Below are 18,454 nucleotides of genomic sequence, written 5' to 3'. Positions count from 1 at the left end.
TGCCAAAGATGCAGAGCATACCTACTAGATAATCAATGGAGACCAGGAATTACAGCGACAACACTACCCCCAGTTGGGAAGGTGTTGTCGTTGAAGCTAATAACTCAGGAGGTTCTCGCTTCCTACTCCAAGGTCAGAATAACCTGAGTGAGCAAGGTTATATCTGGACTACCAATTCTCAGGGTGTCATTACTCGCGGTTCTGGTTGGAAATCAGGAGATGCTCTGTTGCAATGGGAAGAGGAGTTTGATATTGACCTGAATGGAGATAGTATAATTGCCTGACTCTGACAAATCTTATTAAATATCTGCAAAAATCAAGACTTAATCACCTTTTTTATTCTAATATTTAGATATTTTCATAGAAAAAAAGAGATAATATTAAATCCGTTAGTGTCGTTATAAATAAAGCAGAGAAACCGGGTTGATATGAAATACCCATTCTGATATCTGTCTCCCATAAACCCGGTTTCTTGTAAAACTTCCATTGCAAGCAGACTGGATATTACTCGAAAAGCAATGTATTTTATCTGAAAACCCCCTAATTTTTAAGGGGAGTGGAAGGGGATATAAAACTGTACCTCGTAGATAAAAAAAAATACTTTATTTAAACTGTCAGAGGTAACTTTTTAACATCAGGCTTTAAACCATTAAATAACCTCTCCCAATTTTCAACAGTTGCTTGATTTTCCTTATCCCCTTTCGCCTCAAAAGTTGTATTGCAAGCCTGATTTTCTTCCAAAACCTTGACACAAAGTTCAGCAATATCATCCCGACTAACAATACCCTTAATATTATCCCCTTGGTCAAATATTAAAGCTTGACCACCAGGTTGTTCAGTCATTCCACAAGGTCGAATTATAGTATAAGGAATACCACTAGAACGAACAACCTCCTCACCTTTGAATTTCCAATTTAATAAACCTTTTAATTGGTCATTAAGCTGCACTATTTTAATTTGTTCATCTAAATTTAATCCTGGTCGTCCTGGACGAGTTACACCCGCCGAACTAACCAAAACAAACCTAGGTAATTCGTCACTACCATAAGTTTTAATATACTCAATTTCTAACTGAAAAAATCCTGGTGCAAATCTAGAATTAAGTTCTTTATTATATTCAAATTTACTCAACATTAATTGGTAAGAATAAACTTGACTAGGATTAAAAGGTTGAGCATTTTCTACAACTTTAGCACGAAATACTGGAATTAAATCTTTAAATGGAATGCGAATAGTTGTCCAGATATTATAAACAGTATCAAAAGAATAGCTATAACCAACCCCATCCCATTTATCTTCGCAGCGCAGGAAAAACTTATAACGCTTGCCATCTCCTTTCACCCGCAGCTCTATACCAGCAGAACCAAATAAATTCGTTGGGGGATCAAAATTGCGGGTACGGACAGATACGAAACCACCAGAGTTTTCTGTAGAGACATTACCAGAGAAAAGAGCACCACTATCTGTAAGACAAATAGAACTTTCGCTAACTCCCCCCATCACAACATCATCTAATGCACCCCAGGTTTCTTTGAGGTCTTGGGTAGGGTTTTTGAAGTCAAACAAAATTTTGTTATTTTTTGGTTGTAGTTGTGGTTTTGCTGCTGCTACTAGATTTTTCATCCCTTCGTATTCCACAAGTTGGGGGTCTTCAACAACTTCTGGCATGAAAAATTTGATGCCTTGATAATATTTCTCCCGGTTTGGGTTATCTTTCTCTACAGTTTCGACTCTTGTACCTGTACAACAGATAATTTTGCTCACATCTTTGAAGATCTCAGGAGTGAGAGTTTCTGGTTGGGTAATGTCGGCAGTTACTATTTCCACATCATTACCGAGAACTTCTTGAGCTTTTTTCGCATCTCGAACCAGCGATCGCACCTGATAACCCTGCTTCAGTAGTCTAGGTACAACTCGCTTACCAACTCCACCATTAGCACCTACTACTAATACAACTTCTGATGTGTCTGGCGGTAATAATGTCTTTTTACCAAATAACTTTTCTAACCATTTCACACTACCGATAAATGGAATAACCCCAAAATAGCCTAGGGTTTGAAATAATTTACTTGGCTTCCATTTGGATGTTTGCTTATCAGTCACGGCCATATCCTTCAACTCTTCTTTTACATATATTAAGATATATTAAGAAAAATTGCAAAATAACCTTACACCACTTTAATTTAGGGAACTCAAAAATCAAAAGTCAAAATTCAACCCCCACCTTTATCCCTAGGGACATTGTATGTAAAAGGCCTAGGCCAGAAAGAAAAAAAAATTAGTAACCTTTAAGAAAAGGAGTAAATATAGAAAAAACAGACAATTTTTATGGTTTTTTTGTAGTTGAAAAAAGTGGCGATCGCGAGCTTTTACAAAATAGTCTCCACAAATTATAACTGCTCCTTCAACACGTCACAAAAAGAACAATTTTTTTGCTTAATTTAATATTTTTTGATAAATCTTAATATAATCACATAGTAATTAATAACAAGGTATAATTGGCAAGATATCCTGACTAAATTAATTAGGGAGTACATGGAAACAACTGACTGGCAAACTGTAATTCCTGCTGGAATGGCAATTACAATTTTTATTGGAGGAATGCTAATGATGTTTACAAATTTCTGGACTGATGGAGTTTATAAAAAGCAAAAAAGGAAAAAATAAACAGCTATTTTATGAAATTTAATCTTATTAAATTAAATTCGGTAATATCAGTAAAAATAAAATATAGAAACACAGAGATTGTATAAGATATTCAACCAGAGTAAAATCCTTCTAATCTCAATAAATTTTGATAACATTCAACTGAAAAACCAATGTGATATTACCCTCAAATAAAACCCCAGAATTAATCAACCATAAACAGAAATTTATCAACAGAATTATAATATGTTTGACTTTAATAACATCATCGAATTTTCACACCTATATTGTGTAGAAATTTGTGGATTTATAGTACCTACAAATGTACTAGCAAGTTTACAACCAATAATTTTTACAGTCCTCCATCGACCCAAAAAAGAAATTAACTTAATGGCATTAGTAGCCAGTTTTTATGCCTTAATAATTATCCTCCATGTCGGAAGCTGGTTTATTGTTGGAGTAGTTAGAATCCAAACATTTATTCTTTTGGGGTTTGCTACCTGTTGTTTAATAACAAATATTTGGGCAGTAACTCATAATTCTAGCATGAGAGAAACCATTAAATTTTTACAAAAATTGATAGTTAAACTTATTAAACGTATAACTATCCATAGTCAAGATATGCTCCCAGAAACAAAATAGAATTGTCGTCAAGAGAGAGGAGAATAGTGTAGAGATTAGCCTAAATTTTTTTAGCAAAACACAAATAATTAAAATCCCTACACTAAACTCTTCATCTATTTTTTTTGAGAACTCAAGGCAGCAACTGCCACTCCAATTAATAAAATAACTGCTCCCAATAAAGTAATTAGAGAAGGCACCTCACCGAACAATAAATAACCCAAAAAACTGGCTCCAACAGGTTCAAATAAAACCGCCAAAGTAACCAAAGTAGGAGAAACCCAACCCATTGCCCAATTAAAACTTGTATGCCCTATTAATTGAGGCAATAACCCCATTAACAATAAATAAAAATAGACCGAACCAGAATAACCAAAGTAGCCAACACCCGAAACAAAAGGAATAGGCAATAATACAACTGCAGCTATGCCATATACTACCACAATATAGCCTCCAATACCAAACCCCTTAGTTCGAGCTTGATATCCCAGAAATATATATAAACTACCTGCCCAAGCCCCCAGAAGAGCTAAAAAATTTCCCAGAACAGGGTTACTAACTGTAGTTGCCCCACCAATATCTGCTAAACCAATTATTAGTCCTCCTGTTATAGCTACTAAAATGCCAATAACTGTGCGACGAGAAAGCCTTTCCTTTAACCACCACCACGACAACAAAGCTACCCAGATGGGGTTAGTTGTGACCAAGGCAGTCGAAGCTGCGATCGAAGTGTAAGATAAAGAAGTAACCCAAAGAACAAAATGAGCCGCAAGGCAAACCCCCGCTGCACCTGCATAGAGTATTGCCCTTAGTTCGATAGTTTGCCACTTAATTTTTGACCATGTTGGTACTAATAATAAAGAGGCGATCGCCAGCCGTGAGGCAGCTATTACCAAACTAAACTCTATCCCACTCATTCGCGCAGATAGACTCGCCAACCTAATTAATATTGCACCAGTAGATATTGCTAAAACACCAATAGTGAGAACTAATATAATCAACCAGTTAGAAGGTTTCATAACTAAATAAAAAATGGTATTATTAAGATTACCCAATTATTAGTTGAGTATGCTCAAGCTAATTATTATAGTTTTAATTATTCTTATAGGTTCTGCCCTTTGTTCTGCTACTGAAACAGCTTTACTTTCTGTTTCTCCTATTAAAGTACAGCAGTTAGCCCAATCTAAAAAAACAGCAGCATTAGCACTGTGGGTAATTAAGAAAAAAATTAACCGCCCTATTGCCACTGTTGTGATTATTAATAACATTTTTAATATTGTTGGTAGTATCTTAATTGGTAATATTGCAGCCTCAGTTTTTGGAAGTACTTGGTTAGGATTTTTTTCAGCTATTTTGACATTTTTAGTAATAGTTTTTGGCGAAATTATTCCTAAAACTTTAGGAGAACGCTATGCCATGAAATTTTCATTAATAATCGCTTTACCTGTAAAAGGTTTAACTTTTATTTTTACTCCCATAGTTTGGTTCATGGAAAAAATTACATCACCTTTTACTCAAGGAAAAAAATTACCTACTACTAATGAAGCAGAAATAATGTTTTTGACCAGAATAGGATATAAAGAGGGAGTTATTGAAGGTGATGAAGCTGAAATGATTGGAAGAGTATTTCGGCTAAATGATAAAAGTGCATGGGATATTATGACACCTCGAATAGCGACTACTTATTTATACAGTGACTCAATTATAGCTGAGGTAAAATCAGATATTATTAGTTCTCAACATAGTCGAATTATTGTCATAAGAGATTCTATTGATGATGTAGTTGGCATGGTTTTAAAAAATGAATTACTTAAAGGCATAATTGAAGGAAAGGAGAATCAAAAAGTTGCTGACTTTATGCGAGATATTAGATTTATTCCAGATACACTGAGAGTAGATTTCTTATTAAAAGAATTTCAGAAATATAGTCAACAGTTGATGGTTGTTTTAGATGAATATGGAGGAGTTTCAGGAGTGGTGAGCCTAGAAGATGTATTAGAAGAATTAACTGGTGAAATTGTGGATGAAACAGATCAAAGTGTTGACTTACAAATTGTGGCAAGAATGAGAAGAAAGATCAAATTAAAGGATAAGTAATTTCAGTTATTAGTTATCAATTTATCACTATCTACCAGTTTAGTCAGAGCCCTAAAAAAAAACGTAGAAATATTCCTACATAAGTGATAGAAAATGGTTCTTGATTTTCGGCAAATTTATCATCAAGAATATTCATTAACTATATAAATATAATTACTATTATTAGTTCTCAATTTATCACTATCTCCCGGTTCAGTCAGAGCCCTAAAAAAAACGTAGAAATATTCCTACATAGGTGATAGAAAATGGTTCTTGATTTTCGGCAAATTTATCATAAAGAATATTCATTAACTATATAAATATAATTACTATGAATAATTTTTTCGGTAAACTTTTATTTTCCCAGAGAATTACATTACAATAATTCCTATAAATCTATAATTATAATTGACCTAAAAAAAATTATGCTGCCTACTGTTTTAATTACTGGTGCTTCTCAAGGTTGTGGTAGAGAAACAGCACTTTTATTTGCCAGAAAAGGATATAATATTGTCTTAGCTGCTAGGAAATTAGATAGATTAGCCACAACAGCAAATGAAGTCAGAGAAACTGGTAAATCTGCCTTGGCTATTCCTACTGATGTTACTGATGCTAAACAAGTAGAATATTTAGTAAAAAAAGCTATAGAATTATATGAAAAAATTGATGTATTAGTTAATAATGCTGGTATCTGTCTGACCGGTGGAATAGAATATACAACTTTAGAAGATTTTCAGCAGTTAATGAATATCAATTTTTTTGGTTATGTGAATACAATTAAAGCTTTATTACCCCATTTTTTATCAAGAAAATCTGGTACAATTATTAATGTTGGTTCCTTTGGTGGTAAAATGCCCTTACCACAAATGACTGCTTATTGTGCTAGTAAATATGCAGTTACTGGATTAACTGATACTTTGCGTTTGGAATTACAATCAAAAGGAATTAATATTAGTTCTGTACAACCAGGGGTTATTAATAGTAATTTTATGGAAAGGGCAAAGTTTCGTGGTGGAGATAATTCTGAAGTAGAAAATCGTCGTCAACAAATGAATTATGTTTTAGAATCTAATTTCGTCAGTCAGCCAAAAGATATTGCTGAAGCCATCTGGAATGTTTACAAAAATAACCAGTCTGAAATAGTAGTAGGTCCGGCTGTTTTAGCTACAGAAACTTATCGACTATTTCCTGGTTTAACTCAGTTTTTGATGGGGAAAAGTGTGGAGTAATTTATAGCTAATAAAGAGCTACTTATGAAAATATTTTTCAGGTAAGTATCAATAAAATTATTTTTTATTGTTACCTATTCCTAATATTATAGGACTATACAAATAGTTGAGAAAATTGATAAAAACCTAAATTTAGTTAAAGACTACTTTGAAGCTATTATCCATTTAATAGAATGAAAAAAACTCGGCTCTTTAAATCCAGTTATCTAAAGAAAACATGGGAAAATCTTAAACAACAAAATTGGTTTGTTGATCTATCTGTAATAAACCAATAATTTTCAAAAAAGTTAGGCAAAAATTTTCAATAACTATAACTTGCAGAACTTAGACATAACTACCGCATCTAGGTATCCCTCAATTTTTTTTTTTGATAAAACATTACCAATTAATTCTTTTCTTTTTTGTGTTTTATTTTAGGTTGAAAAATATCTAGTTTTTCTGCTGATAATTTAGGTTTTATATTTCGTCCTACAGGCTAGGTTGAGTATAGTCTAAATAGTAGGAGATTACCTACTATTTTTAAGTTTTCTATTTCAATTACATCTAAGTATATTGTTTGCTTTAATTTACTCATTCACCAGTTATTTGCACGACCTTGAAAAGCTAAATTTTAATTGTAATTTTGGCCGTATAAAAATAATTTCTGGCGTCAATATTTGAGTTATAAAAAGGGGAGAAAAATTTTTCTAAATTTGGGCAAGCTTTTCCATAATAATTTACATTCCTGATGATTTGTTTCTGAAGACTTTAGGAATAGAGAATATTGATGAAATGCTAATAAGAGAATTGTAAAATTTTTTATTTTTCAACCTAACCTACAAATTAGTGGCTGTTATATACAATTTTCTATAGCTATTAATATGAGAGTTTTAATATGAGAGTTGTTAGATTTTATTTTTCAACCTAACCTACCTACTTAGTGGCTGTGAAATTATCATGTATCACATATAGTTTCTTGGGGTAAGTCCTGTATATATTTGTCTTTAGAGTTATTTCAGTTATCAGTTATCAGTACCGACCGCTGAAGCCAGAAACTGGAAATACTAAATAGAATTTTTTCTCTTTGAAAGGATAGACTATTGACCTAAATTTTTTCTCAAATAGGGATGACTCAAAATTCAGTTATATAAATAGTATATCCTTATAATTCTATAATTCCTTCAATATTAAACTTCCCCATCTCCCCATATTCCTATCTACCCAGCTATACAATAGATTTTTTGGGGTCAGTTTGGCGATCGCTCTTAAAGCAATAGTCAAAAAGAGAGCACACTACAGATGCCCAGATAATTTTTTGGGCAAGTAATGTAGCTCCAAAATATGACCAACACATAGATATAACAGTTACTAACCCTTTTGGTGCAATAGAACATCAAAAAGCTTCTCATTATCCGTCGCCCCTATAGACAACTCTTCAATACTATTCAAAACAACTTTTGCCCCTGCCTCCAATAACTTACCAAGATAAACATACTGTCTTTCGTCATTTTCCTGCACATGAGGTGGCAACACACCCACTCCGACCCAAGTTCTCAATGGCCTCTGCTGACGAGCATTCTGTACCGTATATAGATCTCCAACTGTATCACCAGCATAAATGACAGGTAGATTTTCAGGCAAACCATGTCGTTTTTCCAACTCCTCTACTACAGCCAGCAACCCTGTCGGGTCAGGTTTTCCTGGCGCATCTTCCATCCCTACCACCACTGGAGAACTCAACCCTAACTTTCTCTCCAAAACATAAGCTATTTCCGGTCTCATTGCTCCACTAAAAAACCCCCAAAACAAACCAGCTTCCGTCAAACCCTCAAAATAACTAGAACTTATTAACAAAGGTTCCGAACAAATATAACCATTCCAGTTATTCTCATCCACCCCCCGATAACGAGCCTGAAAAAAAGCTACTAACTTTTGATAATCTAAATCTATATCCTCCCGTTTTTTACCTTGACCCTCAAAATACCTATAGACTAATTCTTGGGAAGCTTCCCAGTCATTATTCCAAACTCCCTCAGACTTAAGCTCATCAATATCTACCAAAGTGGGGCAAAACGCCCCCCATGTAAAATGCTTTACCGTATCCGCGATCGCCCGTCGATAAGACCTACCCACATCTCGAATTACACCATCAACATCGAAAACTAAAATTGCTTTATTCATCATCAAATTTCTATGGTAAAATAAAATTTTATGTGTAAAGTTTTAAATTTAGCCTAAAATTGGCCAGGAGGTAAATTGTCCAAATTCATATTAAAAGTAGTTTGGTTAGACGATAATGTAGCACTTGCTGTAGATCAAGTGGTAGGAAATGGTACGAGTCCTCTAACTTGTTACTTTTTCTGGCCTCGGAATGATGCTTGGGAGCAACTCAAAAAAGAATTAGAAGGTAAACATTGGATTTCAGAAGCAGATCGGGTGGCTCTTTTGAATAAGGCCACTGAAATAATTAGCTATTGGCAAGAAGAGGGAAGAAGAAGGCCCTTCTTAGAAGCTCAGGCAAAGTTTCCAGAAATAGTTTTTACAGGTACTAATTAGTAATAGTAAGTCAAAAATTAAAAAATAAAAGTCAAAAATTAAAAGTCAAAAATTAAAAGTTAAAAGTTAAAAGTTAACTAAGAATCAAGATCGATAAGACCAACATTACTAGTTTAAAGCAAAAACAGAAATAAATAAGCAAAGAACTAGATAATTATAGATATTATAGATTTTTGTATATTTCTGCAAAGAGCAAGTTGACTATCTTAACAATTAATTTGATATATCAAAGTAAAATCTGTTGATGAACCAGGAACAGACATTTCCCATAAGTGACCAACTAACTTATGTAACTTCTCCAGCTATTCTCAAAAAAGCTATTTTATACAAGCTTGATAGCTATATTTCAGGTTGTGGTGAGTTGGTGCTTCCATGTCTGCCTGGTATGCTGGACTATTACATGAATGTTGTAGAAAAATTATTTTCTCATCTGGGTAGACCAATGCCCAGAGAAAGACAGCAACAGTTCAGTCAAATGCTCCAAAAGAAGCTAGCAGAAGGATATAATATTTCTGCAACTGCAATGTTGGTTATTCAATATGAATTGCTAAAATCTCCAGAAAAAGGTATGGCTTGTCAAGTAATTCTTCGCACTCCAACCCTGGGAGAACATTATAAATCTTGGGTAGATCATAGAAAACCTCCTTTATTTGGTTCCTACCCTGATGCTAAGGTCTTAGCAACTGTCGCAGAATTTGGGGAAAACTCTACTAAAATCTTAGACGTCGGGGGAGCTACAGGTAGAAATGCTTTACCCTTGGCCCGTATGGGTCATTATGTAGATGTTTTAGAGTTAACCCCTGTTTTTGTTGAACAGTTACAAACAGCAATAGCTACAGAAAATTTATCAATTAATGTGATCAAGGGAGATATTCTTGATCCACTGATCAGGTTACGACCAGCCTTTTATCAGTTAGCGATCGCTACAGAGGTAGTATCTCATTTTCGCGATGTAGAAGACTTGCGGTTATTTCTAGCAAAAATGTCTGATTTTATTTGTTCTGGTGGTTTGCTTTTGTTCAATATATTTTTGACAGTAAATGAATATGTTCCAGATAAATTAGTACAAGACACAGCGCAGTTATGTTGGTCGACTTTGTTTACATCTGAAGAATTAACAAAAGCGATGGAAGGTTTACCCTTAGTCAGTGTTTCTAATGAATTAGTTATTGAATATGAACGTCAGCATTTACCAAAAACAGAATGGCCTCCCACAAGTTGGTTTGAAAGTTGGGCGACTGGTAGAGATGTTTTTCCTTTGGCGAATGGTAAACCCCCTTTAGAGTTACGGTGGATACTATGTCGGCGTTTGTAGTCAACTATGAAGTGGATGCTTTCCACTTATGAGTATATTCTTTTTTTCAGTCTATGGTTAATAAACCTAATACTAATTCCTAAAATTCATGCTACCTTGAAGAATATTTCAGTTATTAAGTAATTTACACAAAATCAAGAACTTTATTGCTAATATATATCTTGATTTTGTAATTGCATTAATATCATCAATTGATTAACCATTAAAAAATTATAGAAAAAATCTAAGAGTAAATAGAAAATGGTGATAAATTAGGCTGTTGAATTAATTGGTAGCAGGTCAGCAGGTTGAAATTTATCCAATTGGTAGTGAATAAGTATAAATTATAGTAATTCACAGTAAGTATAGGAATCAATATTTTACCTAAATTTATTTTACATTTAATAATAATTTGATAAATAATTACAATTATTTTTAGTCATATGTTTAATAAACCTAACACTAATTAAGAACAATTATATCATCTTTGCAAAGATTTTAGTTATTCAGTAATTCACACAAAATTAATAACTTTTAAATCACTTTACTGCTAATTTTAGTTGATTTAATATTAATTATTATTATGCTGCACCGACCTTTTATAAAAACTTTATACCTACCTCCCTCTTGTCTAAATTATATTGAGTGCACACTTTTTTTACTAGAATTTGGCATTAAAGTCTTACAAAATTAAAAAAAATGAAAGAATTTATCAAAACTGCAAAAGTTTTCATCTCTACTTACTACGCTTTTAATGTAGAATATAGAGCCGAATTATTATTATGGGTATTATCGTCTTCTTTACCTTTTATTATGATGGGTCTCTGGATAGAAGCTGCAGTTAAAGGTGAATTTCCATTAGATAAATTACAGTTTTCTCGTTATTTCTTGGCAGTATTTATTGTTGAGTCTATAACTCCTGTTTGGGTAATTTTTAATTTTGAAGTGGAAGTTCTTAAGGGAAAGTTATCTCTAAAATTATTACAACCAATAGATCCAGTATTCCATCATATAGCAGATCATATTTCAGAAAGATTTGCTAAAGGATTTTTTGTTTTAGGTTTAGTCTTGTTATTTTTTGTTCTCTATCCACAGTCATTTTGGTTGCCTAATTTGAGTAGTTTTTTGTTATTTTTAATCACAGTTTTCATGGGGTTTATATTGCGATTTTTAATTCAATATACATTAGCTATGTGTGCATTTTGGACTGAAAGAGCCAGCGCGATGGAGCAACTTTGGTTATTACCTTATATCTTTTTATCGGGAACAACTGCTCCACTAGAAGTATTTCCAGAATTAGCGCTTAAAATAGTCTTATGGACTCCATTTCCTTATCTGGTTTATTTTCCTGCCTCTGTCTTAGTAGGGTTACCCGTCGATATTGGTAGAGGGTTATTAGTTCTTTTGCTTTGGAGTGGTATTTTTTTTGGGTTAAACCGTTGGTTGTGGCGACTAGGGTTAAAGCAATATTCAGGGATGGGTGCTTAGTCTTTTGTCAATTTTTAAAGGATGAATTAAAACTAAATTTAGAAGACAAGACAAGAAAATTAATTTGAGGAAAATTTTGATCAATTTCCCATAAAATAAATTTTGACAGACTATAATTTTTGTCTTAATGTTTAAGGAAAATCAGAATTTTTTAGATCTTACATGAGCTCCACAGAATGCAAACTGAAAGTTTTTGTCTAAGCATAGTTCTTTAAGTCTATTTTCTCCTAATTTTGAGCAGCGCAACTGGGGTCAGGCAGACCGCGACGCGCCCTCAACCTTGCAGCAACAAATACTTTTCAAGCAACGGCGACTATTTCTGAAGCAGTAGCTATTGGCATAAAGTTGCACAGTCTTGAGTGACAGAAAAGTTCTTTCTGTCCTTATAATAGCAACTGTTGGGATGTGAAATTGAAATTTTGTAACCCAGATAATACCAGGAGAGCCAAGAAAGTTTATCGTTTTACTATTGATGTGTCAGACTGAATACCTGTAACTTTAGATAAAGTGCGGTCTTGGTATGTACCTAAATGAAAACAGGAATTTTTGTTTGTAGTTTTAGCCCTACCCCAAATAGTATATCTGGCTTGAACCAAACTACAAGAATAATCAAAGAAACATTCGACAAAACCTGATTACACCAAAAATTTCACCTCATTTTTATGAGAGGGCAGAAAAGAGAAGCTTTATATGTGAAAACCGTTATAGTGCGAGTTAACTAACTACTTGTTAATTAGCTAACCAGTTTTCCAAATCTATCATCACTGCCAAATCAAAAATTTCTTCTCCTAAAAAATCTAAATTTTCCAAAGATAACTGCTCTATCTGAGTTTTAACTTCTGGAGCTATCTCTCCAAACTTTCTGTGAACTTGACCTAAGAACTCTTTCACCACTTGCTCCCGTCCAATTTATATTCCAATTTTTATTCCTTCCTCTTAGATTTAATTAGGTTCCAGATCGCTGATGTTATCGCTGATGTTGATGTACTGCAATTATTTTTGTTCCGACTCCAGTCTTTGGCATTGCTGAGTAGGGAAGTTGTATTTAACCTCCCCACAACTCAATCTAACTTCAATTATCCACACCCTCTATAGGTGCAAAACCTTGCCTTTGTATATTCTCAGTTATCGTGCGCGGTTCCAAAAACTGCAGTAAATAATCCGGTCCTCCCGCCTTTGAACCCACCCCAGACAACTTAAACCCACCAAATGGTTGTCGAGAAACGATCGCTCCAGTAATTCCACGATTAATATATAAATTCCCCACTTCAAACTCTGCTTTTGCTTGTTCAATATGAGAAGGAGTACGGGAATATAACCCCCCAGTTAAAGCAAAATTAGTCCCATTAGCAATTTCCAAAGCTTGAGTAAAATTATCCGCCTTCATTACTGCCAACACAGGACCAAATATTTCTTCCTGAGCAATAGTTGCACTTGGCGACACATCCTTAAATATCACAGGACCAACAAAATAACCATCCTTCGGCGCACTCATCTCAATAGCAACTTCTGCTTCCTGCTTACCTTTCACAATATATTCCTGAATCCGCTTTTGCGCTTTCTCATCAATTACCGGACCAACTTGTGTACTTGGCTTCTCCGCATCCCCTATATTGAGCGATCGCGTAGCCTCCACCAAACGATTCACAAAACTATCATAAATTGTTGCCAATACTACAACCCGCGAACAAGCCGAACATTTCTGTCCACTATATCCAAAAGCAGAATAAACAACACCAGCAACTGCTTGGTCAAGATCTGCACTTTCATCTACAATAATCGCATTTTTACCACCCATTTCAGCAATAACTCGCTTCAAATGTTTTTGCCTTGGTTGCAAAACTGCAGCTTGAGCATAAATGTGACAACCCACTTCCATCGAACCAGTAAAAGTAATACTATTAACACTTGGGTGCTTCACCATAAAATCACCCACAGTGGAACCATTTCCCGGAACAAATTGAAATACCCCCTTAGGAAAACCAGCTTCTAGCAAAATCTCAGAAATTTTAGAAGCAATAACCGATGATACTGCTGCTGGCTTCAACAAAGTACAATTACCTGTCACCAGAGACGAAACAGTCATTCCAGTAGGAATAGCCAGAGGAAAATTCCAAGGAGAAATTACTAAAGAAATACCACGAGGTTGATAATAATAACGGTCAGTTTCTCCAGCGACATCATAATTATAGCCCTGCTCTAACCGTTCCATCTCATCAGCATAATAACGACAAAAATCTATCGCCTCAGAAACTTCTGCATTACCTTGGTTAAGAGGTTTACCAACCTCTAAAACCATCCATGCTGCCAACTCATGACGACGTTTTTCCATTAAGTCAGCAGCTTTGCGCAATATCCTTGTCCGTTCTCGAACTGGTGTTTTCTTCCAACTTGGAAACGCTGCTTTGGCTGCTTGAATTGCCTGCTCTGCTTGTTCTACCGATATTAAACCAATTTTGCCAACAACCTCCTTAGAATTTGATGGGTTCAGTGAATCAACTATTTGTGCTGTGTTTGTGTATTCACCATTAATAATTGGCAGATAGGTTTTTCCTAACTCTAGTCGTATTTGACCAATAGTATTCAAAGCTTGTTGCCGTTGTTGGAAATTAGCGTAGTCGCTATCGGCAGCATTAGGGAAAACTGGTTTGACCACATCGTGAATTGTAGTTTTACCATTAATACTTGGTGCTGCCAATAATTCTTCTAAAGGCCGGTTTTCTAAACTTTGTTTGAGAAATGAACTGTTAGCAGTATTTTCTAGGAGGCGACGAATTAAATATGCCATTCCTGGTAAAAGATCACCGTAGGGGCAATAAACTCGGACGCGATAACCCTTTTCTGCTAATATTGTAGCTATTTTGTCACCCATACCATAGAGTACCTGCATCTCAAAGCACCGCCGAGGAACTTTTAGAGTTTCAGCAATAGCGATCGCTCTCGCTTGAGAACGAACATTATGACTACCAATAGCTGAGTAAATATATTCATGATTTTCTAGCATCATATAAGTCAGCTTTTCAAAGTTGGCATCAGTTTCAGGTTTATCATTAAATACTGGTTGGGGCCAGTCATGTTGTAAAGCCTTGATAGTTTCCTGATCCCAATAGGCTCCTTTTACAAGTCGAACAGTAACGGGACGACCTCTAATTTTTGCCCATTCAATAATGCCTTGCAGATCTTTTTCACTATCCCGCAAATATGCTTGAATTGTCACACCGATATCATTACGGTTGCGAAATTCTTCTTCCATCAACAATTCTTTAAGAATATCAATAGTCAGGTCTTTATAAGTATATTGTTCCATGTCAAAGTGAACTGCTACACCCAGTTTTTGAGCATGTCTGAGTAGAGTGCGTACATGATCACTCACTCTTTCCTGACTACCTTTAACATCAAGAGGATCAAACTGAGAATAAAATGCTGTAAGTTTTACCGATACTTGTACTCGTGGTAGTTTTTCCCCTTCTGCTTCATCTATTTGGGGAATTGATGACCAGCTATTAGCAGCTTGGGAAAGTTGAGTCATCAGTTCAAGATAACGGTCTAAATATAACTGTGCTTCAGTTTCAGTGATGACTGCTTCTCCAAGGAGGTCGACAGTAAAGCACATTTTATCTTTCCGTAGTTTTTCTAGGGTTTTGATGATTTGCTTAACATTTTCCCCAGCAATATATTTATGAGCGAGAGTTTCCACTGCAGGTGCAACAGTAGTCGCTGCAAGTTGACCAGGAACAGAGTCTGGGTTAGCAAAATTGAGTAGTTTTTTGAGAGTTTCTGGAAGTTCGACTTCTTGAGTAGTCAGATATTCTTGGAGGTGAGCAGCTATTTCTGGTTTACTCCGTAATGCTGGTAAACAGTCAATAAAACGAAATAGTTGGACTCGCAAACCAGGACTTGCCATTGCCCAGTCAAGGAGCTTATCATCCCACCGCATTTGATTTTGCAATTGAGCCAAGAAAGAACGATTTTTTTCCTGAGTTGCTTTCAAGAGTTGTTTAGCTATTTCTTGAGTTTTAGTTTCGTAGTTAGTATGGGATATTTGTTCAACCATTTTTTTTCTAAAGTTAATTAAAAGTAATTGGGTTTATATTGGATGATTTAAGTATTTATCACTAAAATTGATTTAAAATTTAGTGTTTTTCCGATATCCTATTCGGGTACTTTCCGTACAATATGTTTTTGTATTTTAATTCTACTTTAAAAAGTTTTCTGTGACGATACTTTTATTTTAATTTATAAAAATTAATCAATCGTACTATATCTTAAGCTAATTTACCCATAATCTCTACAGCTATGATTAATTGATTATATTTAGTTACCTTATTCTACAATTTTGCTAGTTCTTTTCCTGCTTTACTTTTACACCACATATAGATATTCCAATACAGATTATTATCTAGTTATATTCAAAAAAAAATTTTTGATAAATATATTGATTTAAGGAAGATCATTAGAAGCATAAATTGTCAAAATTAAAGCTAGAGAAATAATTAAAATTAAACATTTTAACTGATATAAATTTACTATTAATACATCACTCAAACTTTCACTTTCTGTAATTTTTTAACCCGGCATATTTGTCTGGGAAAAGTTGAAATTTTTATAAAGATATCCCCATAACCTTTCACATAAGTTAAAAGTCAACCCCCCACTTACTACCTAAGACGACAGGGTTGTCCCAAAAAGCAATAGGTAGAGATTTTGGAATTCTATAGCCAGGCCGGAGTATGAAAAATCTAAGTACAGAACAAAACTTGCAAAAGTTGAGAGGAAAAGGGTTTCATAAAAATTAGAATAAGCATGAATGAAACCCTATGAGCCAGGTATAACTTACTCAAACAAACATTTAAACCTGAGCTCAAATGCCATGGAGCTAGACTAAGTTTTTTAGCTATTTTATGGCCATATTTAGAGGCAAAACAGTGAATCTCGCATAAATAGTAATAGGATCCATTGGTAACAACAAAAATGAATCAAACTACAAACATTTACAAACACTATGGGCGGGAATTTGAACTAAATTACTTTAGAACCGCAAAATTAACTCTAATACCAATGAACTAGTAGATTTGTTTAAAGATTTTATAGAACTATTGTGGCAACTCAAAATTACTTATGTACAAACAGATAGAAAGTTTTTCATCCTATTCCCATTCATGAAAGGGAGAACTTAAGTGAAGAAAACACACTCTTGATCCGAGTATTATTTTTTCCCACCTTTCTTATCATGGGTCGATATATACTACTTTTTGCTTTCAATCGCGAAAACTTCTGTATGATCATTGGGTTAATATTACTAATGTAGCCCTTTATAATAACCCTTTATTAATAGAAATTTTTCTATAACCGTAATATTAAAATTTCTTTTTAATCGGAGCGGCGGGATTTGAACCCACGACCCCCACTACCCCAAAGTGGTGCGCTACCAAGCTGCGCTACGCCCCGTTATAGCAATATAAACAAACAAATAATAAGCCAGAAAGAACAAAGTTAAAAGTAGTATTTAACAAAACTGAGTTTCAGTATTTAGTAACATCCATGCCCTTAGCTTATATCAATAGTACATCTTAAATCACATTTTGACAAGTTATTTTACTAAAAACATTTTAAAGCATATTTTTAAATCATAACATATTACCACAGATATATACCAAGTCTGATTCAGTATAGCTTGCTGATTAACTCTCAAAGGATTTAGTCTTTTTTTTTAGTCCAGCTTTTCCATAGCTCTTGCTCACATAAGTTAGGATTTTAGCTAGACAAGGGCAGAGGGTAGTAACGAAGAATTCTTAAATCCTACTTCCTTTATATAATTCCCATTTTTCCTAACCAGTCCCTTCTCAAAAAAAAATTTTCAAAAATGTTTTTTAGCAAACCCTAAATTAGCCATAATCAAAAATGTTTTTCTTTTTCCAATTGCTCCCTATTTTTTAAACCCTATTACCTATTTCCTAAAATTTTTGTTTTGAGCATTCCAAAAGACATGATATTAATCAAAAAATCTTCAACATTTCTGCTGCTTCGACTAAACTAGGTACAGCATCTACAGGCCATTTTCCCTCGCCCCTGCGCCCTTGATTTAAAATAAACTGAACGGTATAACTTTCAGGAAAACCTTCCACCTGCATCCATAGCAAATCACTTTCAGCTTCACATACTATTCTTTCCTCATCCATCAACTCGTCCGCCATTTGGCTAATAGTTTTGCTTAACTGGTGTAATAATCGACAAAAATCATCTAATTCTCCTGCACTCAGTTCTATTGACCAATTATCCCCACCCACTAAACCTTGAAACTCTGGTGCTTCAGGGTTCCAACCTAAGCGCCAACCAACTCCACTTTTGACTATTCGTTCCATAACTTAAACTATTACTCAGCAATTACAGTAATCAGCTTCTCAAAGTTTATAGTTAAAAAAATACTCAGTAATTAGTAATCAATAATCAGTTTCTCAAAGTTCATAATAGGGAGCTTAAGTCCCTTTCATAGACATCAGCAGCTTTGTAAAATGACCTTTGCCGATGGGTTGCTATGATTTTTCTTTAAATAGCGATAATACTC

The 18,454-nt window shown here is 34.3% G+C and carries 17 protein-coding genes and 1 tRNA gene; 10 read left to right on the top strand and 8 right to left on the bottom strand.

What is annotated here, in order from left to right:
• The first annotated feature begins 35 nt into the window (after positions 1 to 35).
• Positions 36 to 284 (top strand): hypothetical protein, encoded by a 249-nt coding sequence (locus TERY_RS16585; RefSeq protein ID WP_011612893.1) that lies wholly within the window; start codon positions 36 to 38, stop codon positions 282 to 284.
• Between the two features lie 322 nt (positions 285 to 606).
• Here the strand turns inward: TERY_RS16585 and TERY_RS16580 are convergent, their stop codons facing one another.
• On the bottom strand, positions 607 to 2,109 hold the full coding sequence (locus tag TERY_RS16580; RefSeq protein ID WP_011612892.1) for a CIA30 family protein: 1,503 nt from the start codon (positions 2,107 to 2,109) through the stop codon (positions 607 to 609).
• A gap of 426 nt (positions 2,110 to 2,535) precedes the next feature.
• Between TERY_RS16580 and TERY_RS37260 the strand changes: the two genes are divergently transcribed.
• Both TERY_RS37260 and TERY_RS16575 read left to right on the top strand, forming a co-directional pair.
• Positions 2,536 to 2,667, top strand: a complete 132-nt coding sequence (locus tag TERY_RS37260; RefSeq protein WP_370495687.1) for a hypothetical protein — start codon at positions 2,536 to 2,538, stop codon at positions 2,665 to 2,667.
• A 225-nt stretch (positions 2,668 to 2,892) separates the two neighbouring features.
• Positions 2,893 to 3,288 carry a hypothetical protein gene (locus TERY_RS16575; RefSeq protein WP_011612891.1) on the top strand — a complete coding sequence of 132 codons (396 nt, stop codon included), beginning with the start codon at positions 2,893 to 2,895 and terminating at the stop codon, positions 3,286 to 3,288.
• 95 nt (positions 3,289 to 3,383) lie between these two features.
• Here the strand turns inward: TERY_RS16575 and TERY_RS16570 are convergent, their stop codons facing one another.
• Positions 3,384 to 4,286: an EamA family transporter gene (locus TERY_RS16570; RefSeq protein ID WP_011612890.1), complete on the bottom strand. Its 903-nt coding sequence runs from the start codon at positions 4,284 to 4,286 to the stop codon at positions 3,384 to 3,386.
• 49 nt (positions 4,287 to 4,335) lie between these two features.
• Here TERY_RS16570 and TERY_RS16565 point away from each other — a divergent pair, with 49 nt between their 5' ends.
• Together TERY_RS16565 and TERY_RS16560 are read left to right on the top strand one after the other, a co-directional pair.
• On the top strand, positions 4,336 to 5,364 hold the full coding sequence (locus TERY_RS16565; RefSeq protein ID WP_011612889.1) for a CNNM domain-containing protein: 1,029 nt from the start codon (positions 4,336 to 4,338) through the stop codon (positions 5,362 to 5,364).
• 404 nt (positions 5,365 to 5,768) lie between these two features.
• Positions 5,769 to 6,572 (top strand): SDR family NAD(P)-dependent oxidoreductase, encoded by an 804-nt coding sequence (locus TERY_RS16560; protein WP_011612888.1) that lies wholly within the window; start codon positions 5,769 to 5,771, stop codon positions 6,570 to 6,572.
• A 1,204-nt stretch (positions 6,573 to 7,776) separates the two neighbouring features.
• Here the strand turns inward: TERY_RS16560 and TERY_RS37255 are convergent.
• Together TERY_RS37255 and TERY_RS16555 are read right to left on the bottom strand one after the other, a co-directional pair.
• Positions 7,777 to 7,905: a hypothetical protein gene (locus TERY_RS37255; RefSeq protein WP_370495684.1), complete on the bottom strand. Its 129-nt coding sequence runs from the start codon at positions 7,903 to 7,905 to the stop codon at positions 7,777 to 7,779.
• A 14-nt stretch (positions 7,906 to 7,919) separates the two neighbouring features.
• Positions 7,920 to 8,735 carry a TIGR01548 family HAD-type hydrolase gene (locus TERY_RS16555; RefSeq protein ID WP_011612887.1) on the bottom strand — a complete coding sequence of 272 codons (816 nt, stop codon included), beginning with the start codon at positions 8,733 to 8,735 and terminating at the stop codon, positions 7,920 to 7,922.
• Between the two features lie 72 nt (positions 8,736 to 8,807).
• Here TERY_RS16555 and TERY_RS16550 point away from each other — a divergent pair, with 72 nt between their 5' ends.
• The 5 genes from TERY_RS16550 (at position 8,808) to TERY_RS37245 (ending at position 12,375) form a co-directional block, all read left to right on the top strand.
• Complete coding sequence (locus TERY_RS16550) at positions 8,808 to 9,107, top strand: 30S ribosomal protein PSRP-3 (RefSeq protein WP_011612886.1); 300 nt, start codon at positions 8,808 to 8,810, stop codon at positions 9,105 to 9,107.
• A gap of 244 nt (positions 9,108 to 9,351) precedes the next feature.
• Positions 9,352 to 10,422, top strand: coding sequence for a methyltransferase domain-containing protein (locus TERY_RS16545; RefSeq protein WP_011612885.1), 1,071 nt, complete (start codon positions 9,352 to 9,354; stop codon positions 10,420 to 10,422).
• Between the two features lie 678 nt (positions 10,423 to 11,100).
• Positions 11,101 to 11,889 (top strand): ABC-2 family transporter protein, encoded by a 789-nt coding sequence (locus TERY_RS16540; RefSeq protein ID WP_011612884.1) that lies wholly within the window; start codon positions 11,101 to 11,103, stop codon positions 11,887 to 11,889.
• Positions 11,890 to 12,082: 193 nt separating this feature from the next.
• The gene (locus TERY_RS37250) at positions 12,083 to 12,220 is read left to right on the top strand and encodes a hypothetical protein (protein WP_370495681.1); all 138 of its coding nucleotides are present in this window, start codon (positions 12,083 to 12,085) and stop codon (positions 12,218 to 12,220) included.
• A gap of 74 nt (positions 12,221 to 12,294) precedes the next feature.
• Entirely contained in the window at positions 12,295 to 12,375 is an 81-nt protein-coding gene (locus TERY_RS37245) for a hypothetical protein (protein WP_370497253.1), read from the top strand.
• Between the two features lie 243 nt (positions 12,376 to 12,618).
• Here TERY_RS37245 and TERY_RS28415 read toward each other — a convergent pair whose 3' ends face one another.
• The 4 genes from TERY_RS28415 to TERY_RS16525 all read right to left on the bottom strand — a co-directional run bounded on the left by TERY_RS28415 (position 12,619) and on the right by TERY_RS16525 (position 18,251).
• Positions 12,619 to 12,783, bottom strand: coding sequence for a DUF4351 domain-containing protein (locus tag TERY_RS28415; RefSeq protein WP_370495679.1), 165 nt, complete (start codon positions 12,781 to 12,783; stop codon positions 12,619 to 12,621).
• A 178-nt stretch (positions 12,784 to 12,961) separates the two neighbouring features.
• Positions 12,962 to 15,943 (bottom strand): L-glutamate gamma-semialdehyde dehydrogenase, encoded by a 2,982-nt coding sequence (pruA, locus tag TERY_RS16535; RefSeq protein ID WP_011612882.1) that lies wholly within the window; start codon positions 15,941 to 15,943, stop codon positions 12,962 to 12,964.
• A gap of 1,320 nt (positions 15,944 to 17,263) precedes the next feature.
• A tRNA-Pro gene (locus TERY_RS16530) sits at positions 17,264 to 17,337 on the bottom strand.
• A gap of 548 nt (positions 17,338 to 17,885) precedes the next feature.
• Entirely contained in the window at positions 17,886 to 18,251 is a 366-nt protein-coding gene (locus tag TERY_RS16525) for a DUF1818 family protein (RefSeq protein WP_011612881.1), read from the bottom strand.
• Positions 18,252 to 18,454 lie beyond the last annotated feature (203 nt).

It is taken from the genome of Trichodesmium erythraeum IMS101 (assembly GCF_000014265.1).
Classification (GTDB): domain Bacteria; phylum Cyanobacteriota; class Cyanobacteriia; order Cyanobacteriales; family Microcoleaceae; genus Trichodesmium; species Trichodesmium erythraeum.
Note: the sequence above shows the minus strand (reverse complement) of the source record. Positions and strands in the feature narration are given on the sequence as shown.